Raw genomic sequence first — 20,473 nt, forward strand, 5'->3', positions numbered from 1 at the left:
ACATGAAGTGGACCGACAAGGGGAGCGCCCTGCTCCTCGCCGGAGTGCTCCTCGGGCTCTCCGGCCCCCTCGGGACGCCCGCCGCCGCGGGCGTGCCCGCGGCCGGGGCGCCGGGCCTGTCCCGTACCGCCGCCGAACCCGCCGAGGGTCCCGACCCGCTCGACTTCGCCGTCGTCGTCGACCAGTCGGCGAGCCTCGCCGAGAAGGACCTGGCGCGGGAGACCGAGGCCGCCGCGCTGCTCAGCCAGGGCGAGATATCCGAGCGCTCACGCGCCACGATCATCGGCTTCGGCAGCTCCGAGAAGCCCGGCCAGTCGCCCGTGCGCGAGGTCTGCCCGCCCACCGTCGCCGACGCGGCGGGCCGCGAGCGGCTCAGCGAGTGCGTCCAGCAGCTGGGCCGCCGCGACGCGGCCCGCATGGGACCCGGCACCGACTTCCCCGCCGCCGTACGACAGGCCGTGACCCGCCTGACGGAGCGAGCCGCGACGGACAAGAAGACGCCGGCCGTCCCCAAGGTCGTCTTCCTGCTCACCGACGGCAGGCTGGACGTCGCCGACAGCCCCGAGTACGGCACCGACCGGGACATCCGTCAGGCCAACGGCGCGCGGCGCCTCACCGAGGAGCTCGCCCGCGCCCGGGCGGCCGGCGTCCAGATCTGGCCGCTCGGCTTCGGCAGCGAGATCGACCGCTCCGCGCTCACCGCGATGGCCGAGGGAGGCTACCGGGGCTCCTGCTCCGACATCCCCGGCTCCGTCCCCCGCATGCGGGTCGTCGGCACCTCCGCCGAGATCGACAAGGCGCTCCAGGAGACCTTCGCCGCCGCCCGCTGCGCCCGGATCGCCCAGGGCACCGTCGGGAAGCCGCCCGCCGACCTGAACGTGACCATCCCGCCCATCGCCACCGACGGCTCCCTCACCGTCGCCAAGCACGACCCGAAGGTGCGGGTCACCTACTACGACCCGGCGGGCCGCAAGGTGCCCGTGCGGGGCGAGTTCGACGGCTCGACCTTCGAGGTGAGCGGCCAGGACGGGCCGGTCGAGGCGCTGCGCGTGAAGGACCCGCTGCCCGGGCGCTGGCGCGTGCACATCGAGGCGCCGGAGGGCCACGGCGACCGCGAGGTCGCCGTCCGGGCCATCTGGCAGGGCCGCCTCCGCTCCGACGTCACCCTCGACCCGGCGTCCCCGCGCGCCGGGGAGAAGGTCACCGTGCAGGTGCGGATGCAGACCCGGCGCGGGGTCGTCATCACCGATCCGCTGCAGCTGGCCGGTCTCTCGGCCTCGGCCGAGGTCTCCGGCGCGGGCTTCCGGCCCTTCACGTTCAAGCTCGCCGACGACGGGCGGGCACCCGACGCGAAGGCCGGGGACGTCCGGTTCACCGGCACGTTCACCCTGCCCGCCGGGGCCACCGGCGACCTGGAGCTCGTCACGCGCATGGCCGCGCCCGGCATCACCTCCGACCGGCGCCCGGTGCACGCCCGGAGCGGCCCGGACGTGCCGGTGCTGACCGCGGGGCTCGCCGTCGACCGCGTCACCGTGCACCCGGGCGGCACCGTCCGCGGCACCCTCGACGTCACCAACAACGACTCCGCGCCGCACACCCTGCGGTTCGCCCTCCAGGACCAGGCGCCCGGCACGGAGCTCACCGTCGCCCCGACACCGGTCACCGCGCCCGCGGGCGGCAAGGCCAGCATCCCCTTCACGGTGACCCTCGCGGCCGGCACGCCCCTGGGCGAACTGGGCGGCAAGATCGCGGTCGTGGACAGCGGCGACGGTGACACGGTCCTCGACACCGCGTTCCTCGACGTCCTCGTGGTGGCGCCGCCCACGTGGTGGGACCGCTGGTGGAAGGTCGTCACCGGCGGCGCCGCCGCCGTCCTCGTCCTCGCCGTCCTCACCGGGATCCGGCTCCTCGCCCGGCGCCGCCGCCGCGACCTCACCGGCATCACGCTCGAACTGCGCGACGACGGACGGTCCCTGTACTCGCTGACCGTCCGCAAGGGGCAGAGCGAGGGCGGGACCTTCGCCTTCACCGTCGACGAGCCGTACGGCGGGACGCCGATGCTCCGCAGCGTCCGCGGCTCCGCCTCCACCACCGCCCACGTGCTGCGCCGCACCGGCTCCGGGGACCTGTCGCTGCGGCCCCGGGGCGGCAGCCAGGTGCCGGTGAGGGTGGGCGAACCGATCGGTCTGGGCGAACACGAACTCGTCGTACGCGGCGGACGCACGTCCTCCACGGGGAACCGCGGGCTCCCGTGGTCCCGCCGCTCCGGCACCCCCCGACGGCCCGGCACGGGCACCGGTACCGGCACGGCCACCGGGGCCGCCACGGCCACCGGCACCGGTCGCGTCCGCCGGGGCACCGGGTGGGGCACCGGCCGGGGCAGGGACACCGGAACCGGCACCGGCACGGCCCCCGGCACGGGAACCGGCACCGGGACCGCCACCGGGACGACCGGCGGGGCCGACACCTACGACGGCAACTTCTGAACGGGCACCGAGGAGAGACGCAATGAAGATCTACCAGCCCATGCTCTTCGTCGGACTCGGTGGCACCGGCGGAAAGATCGGCAGCGAACTCGAACGGCAGCTGCGCCGGGAGCTGTGCGGACCCGACGGTACCGACCTCGTCGACGGCGGCCGCCGGCTGCCCTTCCAGCTTCCCGACTGCCTCCAGTTCGTGTACGCCGACTTCAGCGAGGGCGAACTGCTCGGCTACCCCCAGTTCCGGGCCAAGGGCGCCGAGGGCGCCGCCTTCGGCCGCACCTCCCGCATCGTCCGCGACCTGCTGCCCACCGACTTCGACTCCTCGCCCGAGGTGGCCCGCATGCTGCGGGTCTCCCTCCACGAGGAGACCCGGTCCTGGCTGCCGCCGCAGGCCCGCCAGCCGCGCGTCGCCCCCCTCAACAGCGGCGCCGGGCAGCTGCCGACCGTCGGACGCTCCGCGCTCTTCGCGACCGTGCGCTCCGGCCTCGACCCCGTCCTCCGGCAGCTCCGCGAGGCGATCGGCGCCATCGGCCAGGCGGCCGGCGACCTCAAACGGGTCGGCGGCGGGCGCATCCGGGGCTGCGACGTCTTCGTCGCCTTCTCCGTCGCCGGCGGCACCGGCGCCGGCATCTTCTACGACTTCATCCACCTCATCGGGCACGAGTTCCGCAACGCCAACGTGCCCGGCGTGAAGATCTACCCCCTCGTCGTCATGCCCTCCGCCTTCCCGCCCGAGGGGGGCGGCGGACGCGAGGCCGAACTCAACGCCGCCCGCGCCCTCGTGGACCTCTCCCGGCTTGTCGACGACCAGAACGTGCCCGACGCCCTCGACACCGTCGGCGACGTCGAGGAACGTGGCCGGCTCAGCGTCACCTACCCCGGGGCCGGGGTCGTCGCGCTGCGCCCCGCCACCATGCAGACCGCCTTCCTCTTCTCCAAGCCGGCCGTCATCGGCGCCGAGGACCTCCGCCGCTCCATCACCGCCATGGTGATGTCGCTGATCGGCACCGAACTCGGCGAGGACAGCAACTCGGTGAACCGCGCGGAGGACGACTACCAGTCCTTCGCCGCCAGCTTCATCAACAAGGCCGTGGAGCGCTCGACCCCGGCCCGTACCGGCATCGGCTACCGCGGCATGTCCACCAGCCTCGCCGCCTCCCTCACCGTGCCCATCGACGACCTCGCCGAGATCGTCGCCGCCCGGCTCCTCGCCCAGGCCGTCCGCGGCATGTCCGAACGCGCCCGGCGGCCCGCCCGGGACGGCCAGGACATGGTCCGGGACCTGTTCACCCGCTCCGGCATCGGCCGCCTGTGGAGCCGTGAGGCACCGGACGTGCCGCTGCCCGAGCAACTGCCCCGGGGGAGCCGGGACATCACCCAGGAACTGCGGCAGCGACTCAACGACATGGAGGAGTCCCTCCAGCGGCTCGACGTCCACCTCGCCCGCGAGATCCCGCGCCTCACCGAGGACTTCAAGCCGGGCTCGGGCGTCCGCGAACTCCTCGGCCTCATCGGCCCGTTCCAGCTGGAGACCGTCCTCGGCGGCCTTCCGGGACACCCCGACCGGGTGGCCAGGGAAGGCTTCACCGGCATGCTCGACAACCGGCGCAACGACCCCGAACGGCCCCCGAACGTCCAGACCAACGCCCCGAACATCCCCCACATCAAGCGCAGCGTCGGCGGAGTCGTGCCCGCCCGGTGGACCGACCCCGACGTCCAGGACACGCTCGCCGCCCAGCAGGCCTGGTACCAGTGGCGGGCCCGGGTCCTCTGGCACCGCGGCTGGCAGGCGGGCGAGAACCAGTGGCGGCGCTCCCTCAACCGCGTCACCGCCGAGGTCGCCGAACTCGCCAAGGTGCTCCGCGCCCACGAGCAGGACGAGGCGAAGTCCTTCGCGGACAGCCGCCGCGAGCTGTACCGGGACGACCGCGCGGGCATCGCCTACCTCCTGCCCCCGCAGAACACCCTGCGCGCCTTCTACGACGACGTCGTCGACCGCCTCGCCCAGAGCGAGGGCCTCCCCGAGACCACCGACGCCGCGACGCTCCTCGACCGGCTGGTCGGGCCCGACGACTGGCGGCGCGCCCTCGACGCCGTCCGCCGCTCCTCCGGGGCGGCCGTGAAGGAGATCAAGCAGGTCGTCGAGCGGCGGGTCAAGCGGCTCTTCGGCGAGGCCAACGAGGACGTCTTCGCCCGCCCCCTGCTGCCCTCCATGGAGCTGCTCCTGCGGGCCGCCGCGGGCGACGAGACCGCCGAGGCGAAGGTCGACCCACGCTGGCTCGACCAGTTCCGCTCCCGGCTCGCCGGACTCCTCCCGGTGGGCTTCATCCCGGACGGCAGCGGCCCGCTCAAGATCCTCATCGTGCACCCGGCGAGCGAGTCCGACGGCCGGGCCGCCGGCTTCCTCGCCCAGGAGCTCAACCTGCCCTCGCGGGTGGTCCCCGAGTGCCGGGCCGTCGACACCGACTCCATCACCGTCGTCTTCTTCCGCAGCGGCATGAACCTCACCGACATTTCCGAGGTCCGCAACGTCCTCAGCCTCTGGTCCGAGGCCCGCGACTCCAGCGGCGAGGGCGACTTCCTGCACTGGCGCCAGCGGCTCGGCTACCAGGACGACTGGCTCGTCTCCACCGAGGCCGACCGGCAGCGCATCCTCCACCGGCTGCTCTGCGCCCTGTGGAACGGCCACATCGCCGCCGAGGGACCGGCCGACTCCCCGCACCTCGTCCGGATCCGTCTCCAGGAGGGCGAGTCCGCGACGATGTCGCTGCGCCTGGAGGGCTTCGACGGTTCGCTCTCCAGCTGGGCGGGTCTGCTGCGCGCGTACGAACGGTGGGCGCTGCTCGACGAGGGGCAGATCATCGAGCAGTTCTGCGAACGGCTCATGCGCGCGCTGCCCAAGGGCCTCGCCCAGGTCCCGGCGCCGCCCTCGCAGCTCTTCACCCGCTTCGTCGAGGACGTCGCCCCGCGCCAGCTCGCCCTGATCGACGAGATCGCCACGGAGTACGGCGAGGCGGACGGCGAATGGCTCGCGCCGCTCCGCCACTTCTGGGAGGTCACCTACCCGGGAGCCCTCGACATGCGCTTCCCGAGCGCCGCCCGCGCGACCCGCGCGAGCCTCCGCGCCCTCTACGACCGCCACGCCCCGCGCCGGGAACGGGGCCCCGGCGTGGACAGGGCGCCGGGAGGCCCCCGGGGCCAGGGACCGGGCCCCGTACCCCGGCCCCGCCAGGAACCCCGCCCGCGCACCGGGTACGAGGAGGGCGCGCGGTACGGGGACGGTGGCCGGTACGAGGACGGCGGCCGGTACGAGGACGGTGCCGGGTACGAGGACCGTGGCAGGTACGACGAGGGCGGCCGGTTCGGTGAAGGCGGCCGGTACGAGGACGGTGGCCGGTACGAGGACGGTGCGCGGCACGAGAACGGCGCCGGGCACGCCTCACGGCCCCGGTACGACGGCGGTGCCCCCTACGAGCCCCGCCCGAGATACGAGAACGGTGCCGGGCCCCGCCCGCGCCACGACGAGGATGTCGCGTACGGGCCCCGCCCGCGCCACGACGAGGACGTCGCCCACGAGCCCCGCCCCCGGCGCGGCGACGGCGCCGCCCACGAGCCCCGCTCCCCGTACGACGACGGACCCGGGCGGGACGACGGCGGCCCGCGCGACCCGCGTTCCGCGTACGCGAACCGGCCCGCCTCCCCGGCGCACTCCGTCTACGAGGGCGACTGGGAGCTGGAGCCCGAGCCGGACTACGGGCCCGACGACGAAGCCGATCTCCGCCCGGACTTCGGGCCCGACGAGGACGCACCGCACCGCCGCGACCGGGCCGGTGAGGCGGAGTGAGCCCACGTGCCCTTCCCGTCCTGCCCGAACGGCCGCTGCCGGGCCACGCCGTCTGCATCGACCTGCGCGTGCCCGCCGAGGGGCCGTACGACCTCGACGCCGACGTCCGCGCCGCCCTGGACGTCCCGCAGCCCGGCGGTGAGCGGCGCTTCCTCGTCGTCGACGAGGCCGACCGGCTCGTGGCCCACCAGCTGCTGTACGAGCGCCTCTCCTCCTACGGGCCCGCGCACGTCGTCTGCCTGGCGGTCGGCGCCCGGGGCGGGCGGACCCTGAGCCGCTCCCTCACGCTCCGCCCGCCCGCCGCAGGCGTCCTGTGGCTCTTCGACTCCACGGAGGACGGCGTCCCGGGCGAGGCCGTGCTGCGGCCGCTCGTCGACGTCCTGTCCACACCCGAGGTCTTCGACGCCGTCCTGCGCGCGCTGGGAGAGGTCGTGCACGGCGTCGCCGTGCCCGCCGTACGCGTCCTGGAGCACGACCTCACCGACGAGGCCAGGGCGCGCGCCTGGCGGCAGGCCGTGGAGGGCCTCGCGGGCCCCGAGGTCCCGGCGGGGAACGTCTCCGCCGACCAGGTGCCGGGAGCGCTCGCGCTCCTCCTCGACGAGAGGGTCCCGCGCTCCCTGTCCGGGCACCGGTGGCTGCCTCCGAACGGCCGGGCGGGGGCCGCTCTCGCCGCCTGCGACGAGGCGGTCGGCGAGGCCGCCGAGGGCTACCACCGGGTCCGGGGACCGTCCGGACTGCTCACCGGGGCGGGCCGGGACGTCGATCTGCCGGCGGACATCGAGCGGGTGACGGTGGAGCTGGAGCGGTTCCGTACGGCCGTCGCGGACGCGTTCGGCGCCGCGGGCGGCACCCGGCCCACCGCGGAGCACCGGGGGATGCTGCGCGACCGGGGGGTCGAACTGCCGGAGCTGCCGCGCGAGATCTCCCGGGCCGGGATCGTCCCGGCGCTGCGCGACCTGACCCACGACCTGATAGGCAAGGGCCTGCCGCTGCGGTCGGTGTCGGCGCGGCTGTCCGCGCTGTCCGCCCGCACCGCGCCCGTGGGCAGCGCGGCCCGGCTCGCCCGGCTCGACGCGATCTGCGGGCCCGAGCGGCTGCGAAGGCTCGGCGCCCGGTATCCCTTCACCGCGGGCGGCTCCCGTCCGGCGGCCTTCGCCGTGACCGGGCTCCTGGCGCTGCTCGCGGGCGTCTGGCCGCTGCTCGGCTGGGCCCTCGGCCCGGCCGCCGGCGTCCTCGCCGCCGGGCTCGCCCATCTGATGCTGCGCCGCAGGCCCAACCGCTCGCCCGACGGACGCATCGACGGCGGCGGGGCGACGGGCGCCGCGCCCCGGCTCTTCGGCGGGCTGCTCGGCGGACTCGTCGGGGCGGGCCTCGGCCAGTTCCTGGGCCTGCCCGTCTGGGCGGGCGCGGTGGCCGCGGCCGTGTCCGTGGCGGGCATCGTCCTGCTCGCGCTGCGCGACTGGAGCCGGGCCGTGGACGACTGGTGGGCGCTCGCCGACCCCGAGGAGGCCTGGCGGATCCTGGGGGAGATCCAGGACCTGGTGGTCACGACCGCCGTGCACGACTGGCTCTTCGCCGAGGTGCGGCACCACTGCTCGGCCGGGGCGGGAGCCGTGGCCGGGCTGCTCCGGGACCTCGCGGACACCGCCGACGCGCACGGGACGCCGCAGGCGGCGCGTAAGGCCGAACGGCCGGAGGCGGGGCCGCCACCCGCCGCGGACGCCGGTGCGGCGTCCTGGAGCTGGGAGGACTGGAGGGACGACGCCGACGACTGGGGCGACGGTGCCGACTCCTGGGGCGAAGAAGCGGACGCCTGGGCGGACGGCGCGGGGAACGACCCCTGGCCCGGCACGGCCGGGAGCCCCCCGGCGTCAGGGCCCGCCGCGCAGGAACCGGCCCCGGCCCCGTCGTACGCCGACGGGCCGCCGCCCGTGTCCGCCCCCGTGTCCCTCCCCGCGCCCGGCTGGCTGGAGCGGCGGTACGGGGACGGGGGCCCCGCCCTGGTCGACACGCTCGTCGGCGACCTGGTCGCCGGCACCGTCCTGATCCTCGACCGCTGCTGGGCGGGCATCGAACGCGACCCCGGCGCCCTCGCCCGGGCCGGCCACGAGCGGCGCCTCGCGGAGCTCCTCGACGAGACCCGGCTCCGGCTGGAGCGGGACGTGGCCGCCTCGCCGCCGCCCCGCTACGAGGGCCTCGGCGACCCCGACGCGCTCACCTCCCTCACGGCCTTCACCGACCGCTCCGTCCGGCCCGACGCCGCCCGCCTCACCGGGGTCGCCGCCGACGCGGTCGCCCGGCTGCTCCTGGCGGAGGACGACCCCGGCCGGACGGTCGCCCTGTGCGGCCCCGAACACCTGCGGCTGCTCTCCCACGATCCGCTCGCCGCCCGGCAGGTCCGGTTCGTGCCCGAGGCCATGCGGCGCGGGGCCGCCGGGGACGACATCTGGCGGGGCACCGCCGAGGACGTGGTGTGGACCGGCGCGGGCCGGCACGCCGGCATCCTCCGTCTCGTACCGCTGCGCGCGGACGTCGTGCACACCGTCCGCGCCGAGGAGGCGGGAGAAGCGTGACCGACCCGAACCACCCGACCGACCCGAGCCCTCAGGGCGATCCGGCCGACCCGGCCGACCCGAACCGTCCGGGCGATCCGAACCGACCGATCGGACCGGACCACCCCGACCACCTGCGCGAGCCGGTCCCGCCGTCCCATCCGTACTACCAGGAGCTGGAGTTCCTCACGCACCGGGAGGTGCCGGTCCGTTTCGCCGTCCGGTACGGCGAGGACCACCGGCCGCCGGGCCGCCCCGGCGTGCTCGCGCGCCGGGCGATCCTGGGGACGGGCTCGCAGGTCCTCCAGTACCGGCTGGTGACGTCCGCCCAGGGCGACCCGCACGCGTACGGCCTCCTGGAGCGGGAGGTGGAGGCCGCCGTCGCCCTCGAACGGCGCTACGGCGGAGCGAAGTTCGGCGCGGTCTTCGCCCGGATCGTCGGCTTCGACCTGACCGCCGCCGAGCCCTTCGTGCTGTACCGGCCGCCGACGGGCCGCCCGCTGTCCGAGTGGGCGGGCCGACTCGGCGCCGAGGACCAGGAACGCGTCACCGGCCAACTCGCCATGGCCGTGCGGCTCCTGGCCGAGGCCGGCCTCGTGCACCGGGCCATCGCACCCGACACCGTACGGTGGGACGGTGCCAGGGTCCGGCTCTGCGAGCCGTACGCGGTCCTGCGCGCCGGGGAGGCCCGCGAGCCCTTCGGCGGCGCCCCCTGGGCCTCGCCCGAACAGCGCGCCGGCCAGGGTGCGGCCGACCCGCGCGACGACCTGTGGTCCGTCGCCGAGCTCGCCTACCACCTGATCGCCGGCCGCCCCGACCGGGGCGAGGGACCCCCCGCCGACCTGGCCGACTACCGCCGGCTCGCCGCCCTCGGGCAGAGCGGACTCTTCGCCGCCCGCGCGGCGGACCGGCCCCACCCGGCCGAGCTCATGCGGCTCCTGCACGTCCCGGACCCGCTCGCCACCGGCGCCGGGGCGGCCGACCCGCTCGACCGCTGGCGCACGGCCTACGACCAGCAGATCGCCAGGAAACGCGCGGCCTCCGGCGGCGCCCCGCCCGGCGCCGCACCCCACCGGGAGGCGGAGGAACCACCCCCGCCCGCCCAGCGGCCGACCCGCCCCAGCCTCCGCGACCGGATCTTCGGCGGCGGTGGCGACCCCTTCGGCCCCGTCGCGCCCGTCGCGCCCGCGCCCCCCGAGCCGGTGCCGCTCCCGCCCTCGCGGAGCCGGATGTGCCCGCACTGCCTGCTCCCCGTCGAGTACGACGAACGGCTGCTCGTCACCATCGACACGAAGGGCAACCGGATCCCGCTCGACCTCAGCGCCGAACGCCGCCCCGGCCACGTCGCGGACGCCCTGCGCAAGGCCTACCACCTGTGCCCGCACACCGTGGACGGCGACGAGGAACACGAACTGCCCGTCCCCTACCTCACCAACGGGGAACCGCTCTCCGTCGCCCTCGTCGGCAGCTCCTCCGTCGGCAAGACCCACCTCCTCGCCGCCATGCTCGGCGAGGTCGAACTCGGCGGCCTCGAACCGTACGGACTCAAATGCCGGCCGCTCAACCCCGAAGCGCACCGCGCCTATCTGCGGGAAAGGGTCCAGAGCCTCAAGGACGGGCGGCAGCTGGGCCGTACCGGACAGCAGACCTTCGCGCGGTTCGCCGACGGCCTGCTCGTCCAGGCGGGCGCCGCCCAGCCCCGCCCCGTCGTCTTCTTCGACCTGGCGGGCGAGGACCTCGCGCAGGACGGCGAGGTCGGCCGCTTCCTCATGGGCGTCGACGCCTTCGTCTTCGTCCTGGACCCGCTGCGCGCCCTGCGGCTGCCCGGCCTCGACCCGGTGCGCGAACAGAGCGGACTGCGACGGCGCGACCTCGGCGACGAGGCCTTCAGCACGGTCCTCAACCGGATCCCCCGGCAGCGCGGCGGACTCGTCGCCGCGCCCGCCGCGCTCGCCGTCAACAAGAGCGACCTCGTCCGCTTCGAGCCGGTCGTCGACCGCTGGCTCGGCCGCGCGCTGCCCGGCCGCCACGACCCCGCCGCACTCCGGGACGAGAGCAGGGACGCGTACGCCTTCCTCGCCCAACACGCCAGCGCCGCCTGGCTCAAGCCCTTCGACGACTGCGCCGACTGCACCCTGCACTTCGTCGCCGCGACCGGCGGGCAGGCACGCGGCGACCGATTTCCGCACGGGGCCCGGCCGCGCCGGGTCCTCGCGCCGCTGCTGTCGCTCTTCGCCCTGTGCGGGCTGCTGCCCGGAGCGGAACCTACGGAGGGGATCGTCCGATGACGCGGACGGAGAACGAGGCCGACCAGATCGTCTTCCGCTGGGACAGCGAGAACCTCACCGGGAACACCGGCTTCGGACCCGTCGCCTGGTCCGGGCCCCGCGACGAGGCCGAGAACCTCTTCCGGGTCTCCGGCCCCGTCCTGCGGGCCAGCGGGGACGAGACCCGGCCGGCCCTGATACGGCTCCAGCAGCGCGCCGGAGTGATGCTGATCCGGCGCCTCCCCTTCACGGACGCCGGCGGCGGGACGTCCGTGCTCTGCCACGCCCTCGTCGGCTCGCCCGCCCTCCTCGACCCCGCCGTCTGCCTCGGGCTCCACGCCTGGACCTGGGAGGGCGCCGACGCCGTGAACCTCGCCGAGGCGCGCGGACGCCTCCCCGTGGTGCCGGAGGAGTTCCTCGTCCCGGCGACGGGCCGCGGACAGGGGGAGCTCGACGAGACCCTCCCGTACGTGACGGAGGAACTCACCGGAACCGTCGCCGAACTGCTGCGCCACCCCGACGACCGGTTCACCGTCCTGGACGAACGCGGCGACACCGCCTGTCCCGTGCTGTGGGGGCTGCACAGCATGTTCGGGGCGCTCATCGACCGGCGCTGGACCTTCGCCACCCACGACACCGTCGAACTGCCCGCGCTCCGCTTCGCGTTCGTCGGCCGCTGGTCCGGAGCGGCGAGCCGCAACACCGAGCGCCGCCGCGTCGACCCGCGCGACCGGTGCGGCGACCGGGCGGAGGACATCGCCGCCCGGCTCGTCCGGCACCACCTGCGGGGGGTCGCGGAGGCGGAGGGCGGCGAGTACGCGGTCGGCAGCGCGCTCCACGCCGCCGCGTCCGCGCGCCGCGGCACGCTCCTGGAGACGGCGGCCCGGGCGGTGGACACCCTGTCCGCGTCACCCCGCCCGTCCACCCCACCGCGCCACGAGCCCCCGGCACCCCGCCCGCCCCGGCCCACCCACGACTCCCGTCCGGCCCACGACTCCCGTCCGCCCCGGGGCACCCCGGACTCGGGATACAGGAAGCCCCGGGAGAACCCGGACCGCGGGTACGGGGGACCCCCCGTGCCTCGGCACCGGGATCCTCGGTACGGGGACAGCTCGGGCACCCGGCACCGGGACGACTACTCGGACCCCTGGTACGAGGAATCCCCGGGCATCCGGCACCAGGACGGTCCGGATCCCTGGTACGAGGACACCTCGGGCGACGACCGGGGGCGAGCCCCTCAGGACCCCGGCCGCCGTCAGGACGACCCGGACCCCTGGTACGACGAGGGCCCGGCCTCCGGGAAGCCGGGTACTCCGGGCCACGGCCGTCAGGGCGACCCGGATCCCCGGTACGGGGACAGCCCGGGTTCCCGGAAGCCGGGCGACCCGGGCTCCGGCCGCCTCGACGCCCCGGACCCCGGGTACGAGGCCACCGAACCCGGGTACGACACCCCCGCCCCCGGGGCCCCCGCCCCCGGGGCCCCCGCCCCCGGGGCCCCCGCCCCGGACCCCCGGTACGGCGACCCGGACCCCCGGTACCGAGACGCCCCGGGCCAGGACGGCCCGCATCCCGCGTCGTCGTCGCGTGGTGCGCGGTCCGACCCGTCGGGAGCGGCGTACCCGAGTTCCCCGGGGCCGTGGCCCGGTGCGCCGGCGCCCGATCCGGCTCCGGGAGCGCCGGGCCGGGCCGACGGGCCGGGCACGACGGAGCAGCCCGGCCCGGCGGCCGAGGACCGCTGGGGTCCCGAGCGGCCCGTCACCCCGCACGGGCCCGCCTCCGATCCGGCCGCCGGCCCCGCCCCGGAGCCCGTACCGCCCACTCCCGAGGCCCCGCCTCCGCCCCCACCCCCGCAGCCGCCCGTCGCGGGTGCCTACCCCCGGCCCGTGCTGCCGCTCGTCGGGCCGCAGTGGACCGGGCCCGCCAAGGGCTCGCGGCGGGTGCGGGCGCGGCGGGAACGGGAGGCGGAGACCTCGCTCGTGCACAAGCTGCCGACCGTCCGCAGCGTGGAGGAGGCCCGGGAGCTCGTCACGCGCGGCGGCAGCCGCGAGCTGCTCGACGCGCTGCGCCGGCCCCAGGCGTACGCCGTCGTCACCGTCCTCCTGCGGGAGATCGCCCGCCGCCTGCCGTCCTGGGAGCATCCGCTGCGCCGGGAGCTCTGCGAGGTGGCCATCGGCCGGGAGCTGTGGGCCGTCGCCCCGCCGGCCGCGCGGGACGACCCCTCCGAGCCGGCCGAGGAGCAGCGCGCGGCGAACGCCGCCGAGCTGCACCGCTGGGCGGTCCGCCCGCTGCTCGGCAGAGGCGATGCCCCGGTCGGCACGGTCGCCGAACTGCTCTCGCGGCTCCGGGCGAGCCCGGAGCCGTCGGCCAGGGAGGCGTTCTGGCTGATCGTCGAGGGGGAGCGTCCGGGGCTGCCGGACGCGGTCTGGCTCACGCTCCTGAGGGAGGCGTACGGCCTGCCGCGCACCGCGCACCGCCCCGGGGCCCCGGGCCCGGCGCCGTCGCACCCGGACGACCCCGGCAACGGGTACACCCGCCGGTTCCTGAGCCGTGCCGCCCTGCTGATCGGGAGTCTCGTGGCCTTGATCGTCCTGATCGCCGTGGCCCAGCGGATCACCTGACCACGACGGGGGCCGGAGGACCCCGGTCGAAAGGCGGGCCAGGACCGCCCGGCTCCGTCAGGATGGGCGCATGGGATTCCATGTCGATTCCGAGACCGGGCGGCTGCGCCGCGTCATCCTGCACCGGCCCGATCTGGAGCTGAAGCGGCTCACCCCGTCCAACAAGGACGCCCTCCTCTTCGACGACGTGCTGTGGGTGCGGCGGGCCCGGCAGGAGCACGACGGCTTCGCCGACGTGCTGCGCGACCGGGGGGTGGAGGTGCACCTGTTCGGGGATCTGCTGCGCGAGTCACTGGAGGTCCCGGCGGCCCGCGCGCTGGTCCTCGGCCGGGTCTTCGACGAGAAGGAGTACGGGCCGCTCGCCACCGACCACCTGCGCGCGGCCTTCGACTCGCTGGACGCCGCCGCGCTCGGCGAGGCGCTCGTCGGCGGGATGACGAAGCGGGAGTTCCTGGCGGCGCACCGGGAGCCGACCTCGGTCCGCTTCCACGCCCTGGACCTGGACGACTTCGTCCTCGGTCCGCTGCCGAACCACCTCTTCACCCGGGACACCTCGGCCTGGATCTACGACGGCGTCTCCATCAACGCCATGCGCTGGCCGGCCCGGCAGCGGGAGACGGTGCACTTCGAGGCGATCTACAAGCACCATCCGCTGTTCACGGGCGAGGAGGCGGGCCCCTTCCACCACTGGTCGGAGGGGCAGGCGGACTATCCGTCGACGATCGAGGGCGGCGACGTCCTCGTCATCGGCAACGGCGCCGTGCTGATCGGGATGAGCGAGCGGACGACGCCGCAGGCGGTGGAGATGCTGGCCCGGGGGATGTTCGCGGCCGGTTCGGCGCGCACGATCGTGGCTCTGGACATGCCGAAGCGGCGCGCGTTCATGCACCTGGACACGGTGATGACGATGGTCGACCAGGACACGTTCACGCAGTACGCGGGGCTCGGCATGCTCCGCTCGTACACGATCGAGCCGGGTGACGCGGGGCAGTCCCTGCGGGTGACCGACCATCCGCCGGAGCAGATGCACAGCGCGATCGCGGCGGCCCTCGGGCTCCAGGACATCCGGGTGCTCACGGCGACCCAGGACGTGCACGCGGCGGAGCGCGAGCAGTGGGACGACGGGTGCAACGTGCTGGCGGTGGAGCCGGGGGTGGTCGTGGCGTACGAGCGGAACGTCACGACGAACACGCATCTGCGGAAGCAGGGCATCGAGGTGATCGAGATCCCCGGCAGCGAACTGGGCCGGGGGAGGGGCGGCCCGCGCTGCATGAGCTGTCCGGTGGAGCGGGACGCCGCCTGACGGACGAGAAGGGGGCTGTATAGAAATGTTGAAGTGCGTATACACTTCCAGAGTTCGATCGTCGGAGCCCCCGTCGTCCCCCCGACCCGTACCCACAGGAGCGCGTCCCATGGCCACAGACCTCATCGGCCGCCACTTCCTCAAGGAGCTGGACTTCACCGCCGAGGAGTTCCGCGGCCTGATCGCGCTCGCCGCCGAGCTCAAGGCCGCCAAGAAGGCGGGCACCGAGGTGCAGCGCCTGCGCGGCCGGAACATCGCCCTGATCTTCGAGAAGACCTCGACCCGCACCCGCTGCGCCTTCGAGGTCGCCGCCGCCGACCAGGGCGCCTCCACCACCTACCTGGACCCCTCGGGCTCCCAGATCGGCCACAAGGAGTCGGTCAAGGACACCGCCCGTGTCCTCGGCCGGATGTTCGACGGCATCGAGTACCGCGGCGACAGCCAGGCCGCGGTCGAGGAGCTCGCCGCCTTCGCGGGCGTACCCGTCTTCAACGGGCTCACCGACGACTGGCACCCCACCCAGATGCTGGCCGACGTGCTCACCATGACCGAGCACGTGGACAAGCCGCTGGACGGGATCGCCTTCGCCTACCTCGGCGACGCCCGCTTCAACATGGGCAACTCCTACCTGGTCACCGGCGCCCTGCTCGGCATGGACGTCCGGATCGTCGCCCCGAAGGCCTACTGGCCGGCCGAGGACGTCGTCGCCGCGGCCCGCGCGCTCGCCGAGACGAGCGGCGCCACGATCACCCTCACCGAGGACGTGCCCGAGGGCGTCGCCGGTGCCGACTTCGTCGTCACCGACGTCTGGGTCTCCATGGGGGAGCCCAAGGAGGTCTGGGACGAGCGGATCGCCGCCCTCGCCCCGTACTCCGTGACGATGGACGTGCTGCGCGCCACCGGGAACCCGGGTGTCAAGTTCCTGCACTGCCTGCCCGCCTTCCACGACCTCGGCACGGCCGTCGGTCGCGACATCCACGCCCGGCACGGCCTGACCGAGCTGGAGGTCTCGGACGAGGTCTTCGAGTCGGCGCACTCGGTCGTCTTCGACGAGGCCGAGAACCGGATGCACACCATCAAGGCGGTCCTGGTCGCCACCTTGGCGGGAAGCGCGCAGGCATAGCTTTACGCCTGAAGGGGCGAATATGTGCAGTGCGGTCACCGATCGCACGATTCAAGGGGGTCCGGGCGTACGTGCCCGGACCCCCTCGCGCATGCACCACCGGAGAGGGGAACCCCGCATGCTTCTGCCTGCGCCTGATCTGGGGCGGGGGCTGGGACCTGGGTGCGGTTCGCGGTCTTCCTCGTCGTCGGTGACCTGCTGCCCGCCGTACGGGCGCCGCGGCTCGCGGCTCGTCAGGGCGCCGGGCGGCGCCGCTGGGCCGGTATCCCCGGGAGCGTGAACCAGACCGCCTTGCCGTGCGCGGTGGGGCGGTGACCGCAGTCGCCGCTGAGCGCGCGGACCAGGAGGAGGCCGCGGCCGTGCTCCTGCCAGGGGTCGACCTCGGCCCCCGGGTCCGGGCAGGCGAGCTCGCCGGGGCCGGCGGGCTGGGAGTCGTGGACCTCGATCTGGCAGCCCCCGGGCGCCTTGAGCAGTTCGACGACCAGCTCTATGGGGCCCGCGCCGGCGGTGTGCTCGACGGCGTTGGCGACGAGCTCCGCGGTGAGGAGCTCCGCCGTGTCGCTGTCGGGGAGGCCGACGGTCCCGGCGTCGAGGTCGGTGAGCGCGGTACGGATCAGCGCGCGGGCGATAGGTACGGCGGCGGTGGTGTGGGGCAGGCGGACGCGCCAGGACTCCGCGAGTCCGGTCGCTTCGGGCCGGGGTCCGGAGAGCGCGGGTCCGGCGGCCGCGGGTCCGGTGTCTTCGGGCATGGGGGTCGGACTCCCTTCGCGTGGGGCGTGTGGGGTGGGGGCATCCCGAGATGTCCTGGTTTCAACCTTACGAGGTGCAAAATCCACTTCCCAGGGCACCCCCGCCCTGGCGGAGGGGACCCGAGTCACCGGAGGTCCGGGGCCTCGAGGGCCCCGGGCGCGCCGGGACGCATCCCCTTATCGCGTACTCGTGACGACAGTCACAGGGGAGTGATACCCTCCATCCGGAGGAAGGAGGCCCCTCGGATGAGCCCCTTTACCGGCTCCACGCCCCGCACGTCACGCTGGCAGCACCTGCGCCTGGAGATCGACCAGGGCGTCGCCACCGTCACCCTCGCCCGCCCCGCGAAACTCAACGCCCTCACCTTCGGCGCCTACGCCGACCTGCGCGACCTCCTCGCCGAGCTCTCCCGCGAGCGGGCCGTCCGCGCCCTCGTCCTCGGCGGCGAGGGACGCGGCTTCTGCTCGGGCGGCGACGTCGACGAGATCATCGGCGCCACCCTCGCCCTCGACACCGCCCGGCTCCTCGACTTCAACCGGATGACCGGCCAGGTCGTCCGCGCGCTGCGCGAATGCCCCTTCCCCGTCGTCGCCGCCCTCCACGGGGTCGCCGCCGGCGCCGGGGCCGTCCTCGCGCTCGCCGCCGACTTCCGGATCGCCGACCCCACCACCCGCTTCTCCTTCCTCTTCACCCGGGTCGGCCTCTCCGGCGGCGACATGGGAGCCGCCTATCTGCTGCCCCGGGTCGTCGGACTCGGCCACGCCACCCGCCTGCTCATGCTCGGCGAGCCCGTCCACGCCGCCGAGGCCGAGCGCATCGGCCTCCTCAGCGAGCTCACCGAGGAGGGCGCGGCGGGAGAGCGGGCCGCCGCCCTCGCCCGCCGCCTCGCCGACGGGCCCGCCCTCGCCCTCGCCCAGACCAAGGCGCTGCTCACCGCCGAGCTCGACATGCCCCTCGCCGCCGCCGTGGAGCTCGACGCGGCCACCCAGGCGCTCCTCATGAACGGCGAGGACTACGCCGAGTTCCACGCCGCCTTCACCGAGAAACGCGCCCCGAAGTGGCAGGGCCGCTGATGACCCCGGGCCCGGAGCCTCGCGCCCGGGAATCCCAGGAAGTCCGGGAAGTCCGGCAGGGTCACGAGGTCCGGGAAGTCCGGCAGGGTCACGAGGTCCGGGAAGTCCGGCTGGGTCACGAGGTCCGGGAAGCCCGGCAGGGCCACGAGGTCCGGGAAGCCCCGGGCCCGGGCCCCCGGAGCGTCGCCGTCGTCGGCGGCGGCCCCGGTGGCCTCTACGCCGCCGCGCTGCTGATGCGGCAGGACCCGGCCCGCGAGATCACCGTCTGGGAGCGGAACGCGCCCTCCGACACCTTCGGCTTCGGCGTCGTGCTCTCCGACGAGACCCTCGGCGGCATCCGGGACGCCGACCCCGTCGTGTACGAGGCGCTCCGCCGCGAGCTCGTCCGCTGGGACGACATCGACGTCGTCCACCGCGGCCACCGCACCACCTCCACCGGCCACGGCTTCGCCGCCCTCGGCCGCCGCCGGCTCCTGGAGATCCTGCACGCCCGCTGCGCCGAGCTCGGCGTACGGCTCCGCTTCCGCACCGAGGCCCCGCCCGCCGCCGTCCTGGCCGCCGGCCACGACCTGGTCGTCGCCGCCGACGGCGTCCACAGCCACACCCGCGAGACCCACGCCGCGCACTTCCGCCCCCGGATCAGCAGCCACCGCTGCCGCTACATCTGGCTCGCCGCCGACTTCCCCTTCGAGGCCTTCCGCTTCGAGATCGCCGAGACCGAACACGGCGTGATGCAGCTCCACGCCTACCCCTTCTCCGCGGACTCCTCCACGGTCATCGTCGAGATGCGCGAGGAGGTCTGGCGGGCCGCCGGCTTCCACGAGCTCGACGAGGCCGAGTCCACCGCACGCTGCGCCAAGATCTTCGCCGAGGCGCTCGGCGGCCGGGAGCTCCGCGCGAACAACTCCTCCTGGACCGCCTTCCGTACCGTCGCCAACGCGCGCTGGTCCCACGGCAACACCGTCCTCATCGGCGACGCCGCCCACACCGCGCACTTCTCCATCGGCTCCGGCACCAAACTCGCCGTCGAGGACGCCGTCGCCCTCGCCGCCGCCGTCGCCGCCCACCCCACCCTCGACGAGGCCCTCACCGCGTACGAGACCGAGCGCCGTCCCGTCGTCGAGTCCACCCAGCGCGCCGCGAGCGCCAGCCTGAGCTGGTTCGAGGAGCTCGCCGGGCACGTCGACCGGCCGCCCCGCCGCTTCGCCTTCGACCTGCTCACCCGCAGCCGCCGCGTCACCCACGCCAACCTGCGGCTGCGCGACCCCGCCTTCACCGCCGCAGTCGAGGCGGACTTCGGCTGCCCGCCCGGCACCCCGCCGATGTTCACCCCCTTCCGGCTGCGCGGACTGACCCTCCGCAACAGGGTCGTCGTCTCACCCATGGACCTGTACGTGGCCGAGGACGGCGTCCCCGGCGACTTCCACCTCGTCCACCTCGGCTCCCGCGCCCTCGGCGGCGCCGGACTCGTCATGACCGAGATGGTCTGCGTGAGCCCCGAAGGCCGCATCACCCCCGGCTGCACCGGCCTCTGGACCGACGAGCAGGCCGCCGCCTGGACCCGGATCGCCGACTTCGTCCACACCTCGGCCCCCGGCACCGCGCTCGGCGTCCAGCTCGGCCACTCCGGCCGCAAGGGCTCCACCCGTCGCATGTGGGAGGGCATCGACCAGCCGCTCCCCGAGGGCAACTGGCCGCTCGTCGCCGCCTCGCCCCTGCCGTACCGGACCGGCGTCAACCAGATACCCGGCGCCCTCGACCGGGCCGGACTCGCCGCCGTGCGCGAGCAGTTCACCGCCGCCGCCCGCCGCGCCGCCCGCAGCGGCTTCGACCTGCTCGAACTCCACTGCGCCCACGGCTACCTCCTCTCCGGCTTCCTCTCCCCGCTCACCAACCACCGCACCGACGCCTACGGCGGCGACCTCACGGCCCGGCTGCGCTACCCCCTCGAAGTCTTCGACGCGGTCCGCGAGGCCTGGCCGGCCGACCGGCCCATGACCGTCCGCGTCTCCGCCACCGACTGGGCCGAGGGCGGTACGACCGCCGGGGACGCCGTCGCGATCGCCCGCGCCTTCGCCGACCACGGCGCCGACGCGATCGACGTCTCCACCGGCCAGGTCGTCCCCGACGAGCAGCCCGCCTACGGCCGCTCGTACCAGACCCCCTACGCCGACCGCATCCGCAACGAGCTCGGGATCCCGGTGATCGCCGTCGGCGCGATCTCCTCCTGGGACGACGTCAACTCCCTGCTCCTCGCGGGCCGCGCCGACCTCTGCGCCCTCGCCCGCCCGCACCTCTACGACCCGCACTGGACCCTGCACGCGGCGGCCGAGCAGGAGTACGCGGGACCGGCCGCGCCCTGGCCCGCCCCGTACCGCGCGGGCAGCCGCCGCCCACCCACCGGCCGCCGGGACTGACGGTCCGGACGCCGGCGGGACTGACGGTCCGGACGCCGGCGGG

The 20,473-nt window shown here is 75.3% G+C and carries 10 protein-coding genes; 9 read left to right on the forward strand and 1 reads right to left on the reverse strand.

Annotation, left to right across the window (positions count from 1 at the left end; genetic code table 11):
• The first annotated feature begins 2 nt into the window (after nucleotides 1-2).
• From ACN9MM_RS29655 to argF, 7 genes are all read left to right on the forward strand, one after another.
• The gene (locus ACN9MM_RS29655) at nucleotides 3-2,486 is read left to right on the forward strand and encodes a VWA domain-containing protein (protein WP_426366781.1); all 2,484 of its coding nucleotides are present in this window, start codon (nucleotides 3-5) and stop codon (nucleotides 2,484-2,486) included.
• A gap of 22 nt (nucleotides 2,487-2,508) precedes the next feature.
• On the forward strand, nucleotides 2,509-6,327 hold the full coding sequence (locus ACN9MM_RS29660; RefSeq protein WP_426366782.1) for a tubulin-like doman-containing protein: 3,819 nt from the start codon (nucleotides 2,509-2,511) through the stop codon (nucleotides 6,325-6,327).
• On the forward strand, nucleotides 6,324-8,900 hold the full coding sequence (locus ACN9MM_RS29665) for a hypothetical protein (protein ID WP_426366783.1): 2,577 nt from the start codon (nucleotides 6,324-6,326) through the stop codon (nucleotides 8,898-8,900). Before ACN9MM_RS29660 ends, ACN9MM_RS29665 begins: the two co-directional genes overlap by 4 nt.
• Complete coding sequence (locus tag ACN9MM_RS29670) at nucleotides 8,897-11,167, forward strand: hypothetical protein (protein WP_426366784.1); 2,271 nt, start codon at nucleotides 8,897-8,899, stop codon at nucleotides 11,165-11,167. Before ACN9MM_RS29665 ends, ACN9MM_RS29670 begins: the two co-directional genes overlap by 4 nt.
• Nucleotides 11,164-13,764 carry a hypothetical protein gene (locus tag ACN9MM_RS29675; protein WP_426366785.1) on the forward strand — a complete coding sequence of 867 codons (2,601 nt, stop codon included), beginning with the start codon at nucleotides 11,164-11,166 and terminating at the stop codon, nucleotides 13,762-13,764. The genes ACN9MM_RS29670 and ACN9MM_RS29675 overlap by 4 nt, the downstream gene beginning before the upstream one ends.
• Nucleotides 13,765-13,834: 70 nt before the next feature.
• Nucleotides 13,835-15,067 carry an arginine deiminase gene (locus ACN9MM_RS29680; protein ID WP_426366786.1) on the forward strand — a complete coding sequence of 411 codons (1,233 nt, stop codon included), beginning with the start codon at nucleotides 13,835-13,837 and terminating at the stop codon, nucleotides 15,065-15,067.
• 109 nt (nucleotides 15,068-15,176) lie between these two features.
• Nucleotides 15,177-16,190: an ornithine carbamoyltransferase gene (gene argF / locus ACN9MM_RS29685; RefSeq protein ID WP_426366787.1), complete on the forward strand. Its 1,014-nt coding sequence runs from the start codon at nucleotides 15,177-15,179 to the stop codon at nucleotides 16,188-16,190.
• Nucleotides 16,191-16,423: 233 nt separating this feature from the next.
• Here argF and ACN9MM_RS29690 read toward each other — a convergent pair whose 3' ends face one another.
• Nucleotides 16,424-16,939 carry an ATP-binding protein gene (locus ACN9MM_RS29690; RefSeq protein WP_426366788.1) on the reverse strand — a complete coding sequence of 172 codons (516 nt, stop codon included), beginning with the start codon at nucleotides 16,937-16,939 and terminating at the stop codon, nucleotides 16,424-16,426.
• Nucleotides 16,940-17,185: 246 nt separating this feature from the next.
• Between ACN9MM_RS29690 and ACN9MM_RS29695 the strand changes: the two genes are divergently transcribed.
• Both ACN9MM_RS29695 and ACN9MM_RS29700 read left to right on the forward strand, forming a co-directional pair.
• Nucleotides 17,186-18,013: an enoyl-CoA hydratase family protein gene (locus tag ACN9MM_RS29695; protein WP_382863307.1), complete on the forward strand. Its 828-nt coding sequence runs from the start codon at nucleotides 17,186-17,188 to the stop codon at nucleotides 18,011-18,013.
• A gap of 233 nt (nucleotides 18,014-18,246) precedes the next feature.
• The gene (locus tag ACN9MM_RS29700; RefSeq protein ID WP_426368858.1) at nucleotides 18,247-20,430 is read left to right on the forward strand and encodes a bifunctional salicylyl-CoA 5-hydroxylase/oxidoreductase; all 2,184 of its coding nucleotides are present in this window, start codon (nucleotides 18,247-18,249) and stop codon (nucleotides 20,428-20,430) included.
• Nucleotides 20,431-20,473 lie beyond the last annotated feature (43 nt).

Source organism: Streptomyces sp. E-08 (genome assembly GCF_049913095.1).
In the GTDB taxonomy this organism is placed as follows: Bacteria; Actinomycetota; Actinomycetes; order Streptomycetales; family Streptomycetaceae; genus Streptomyces.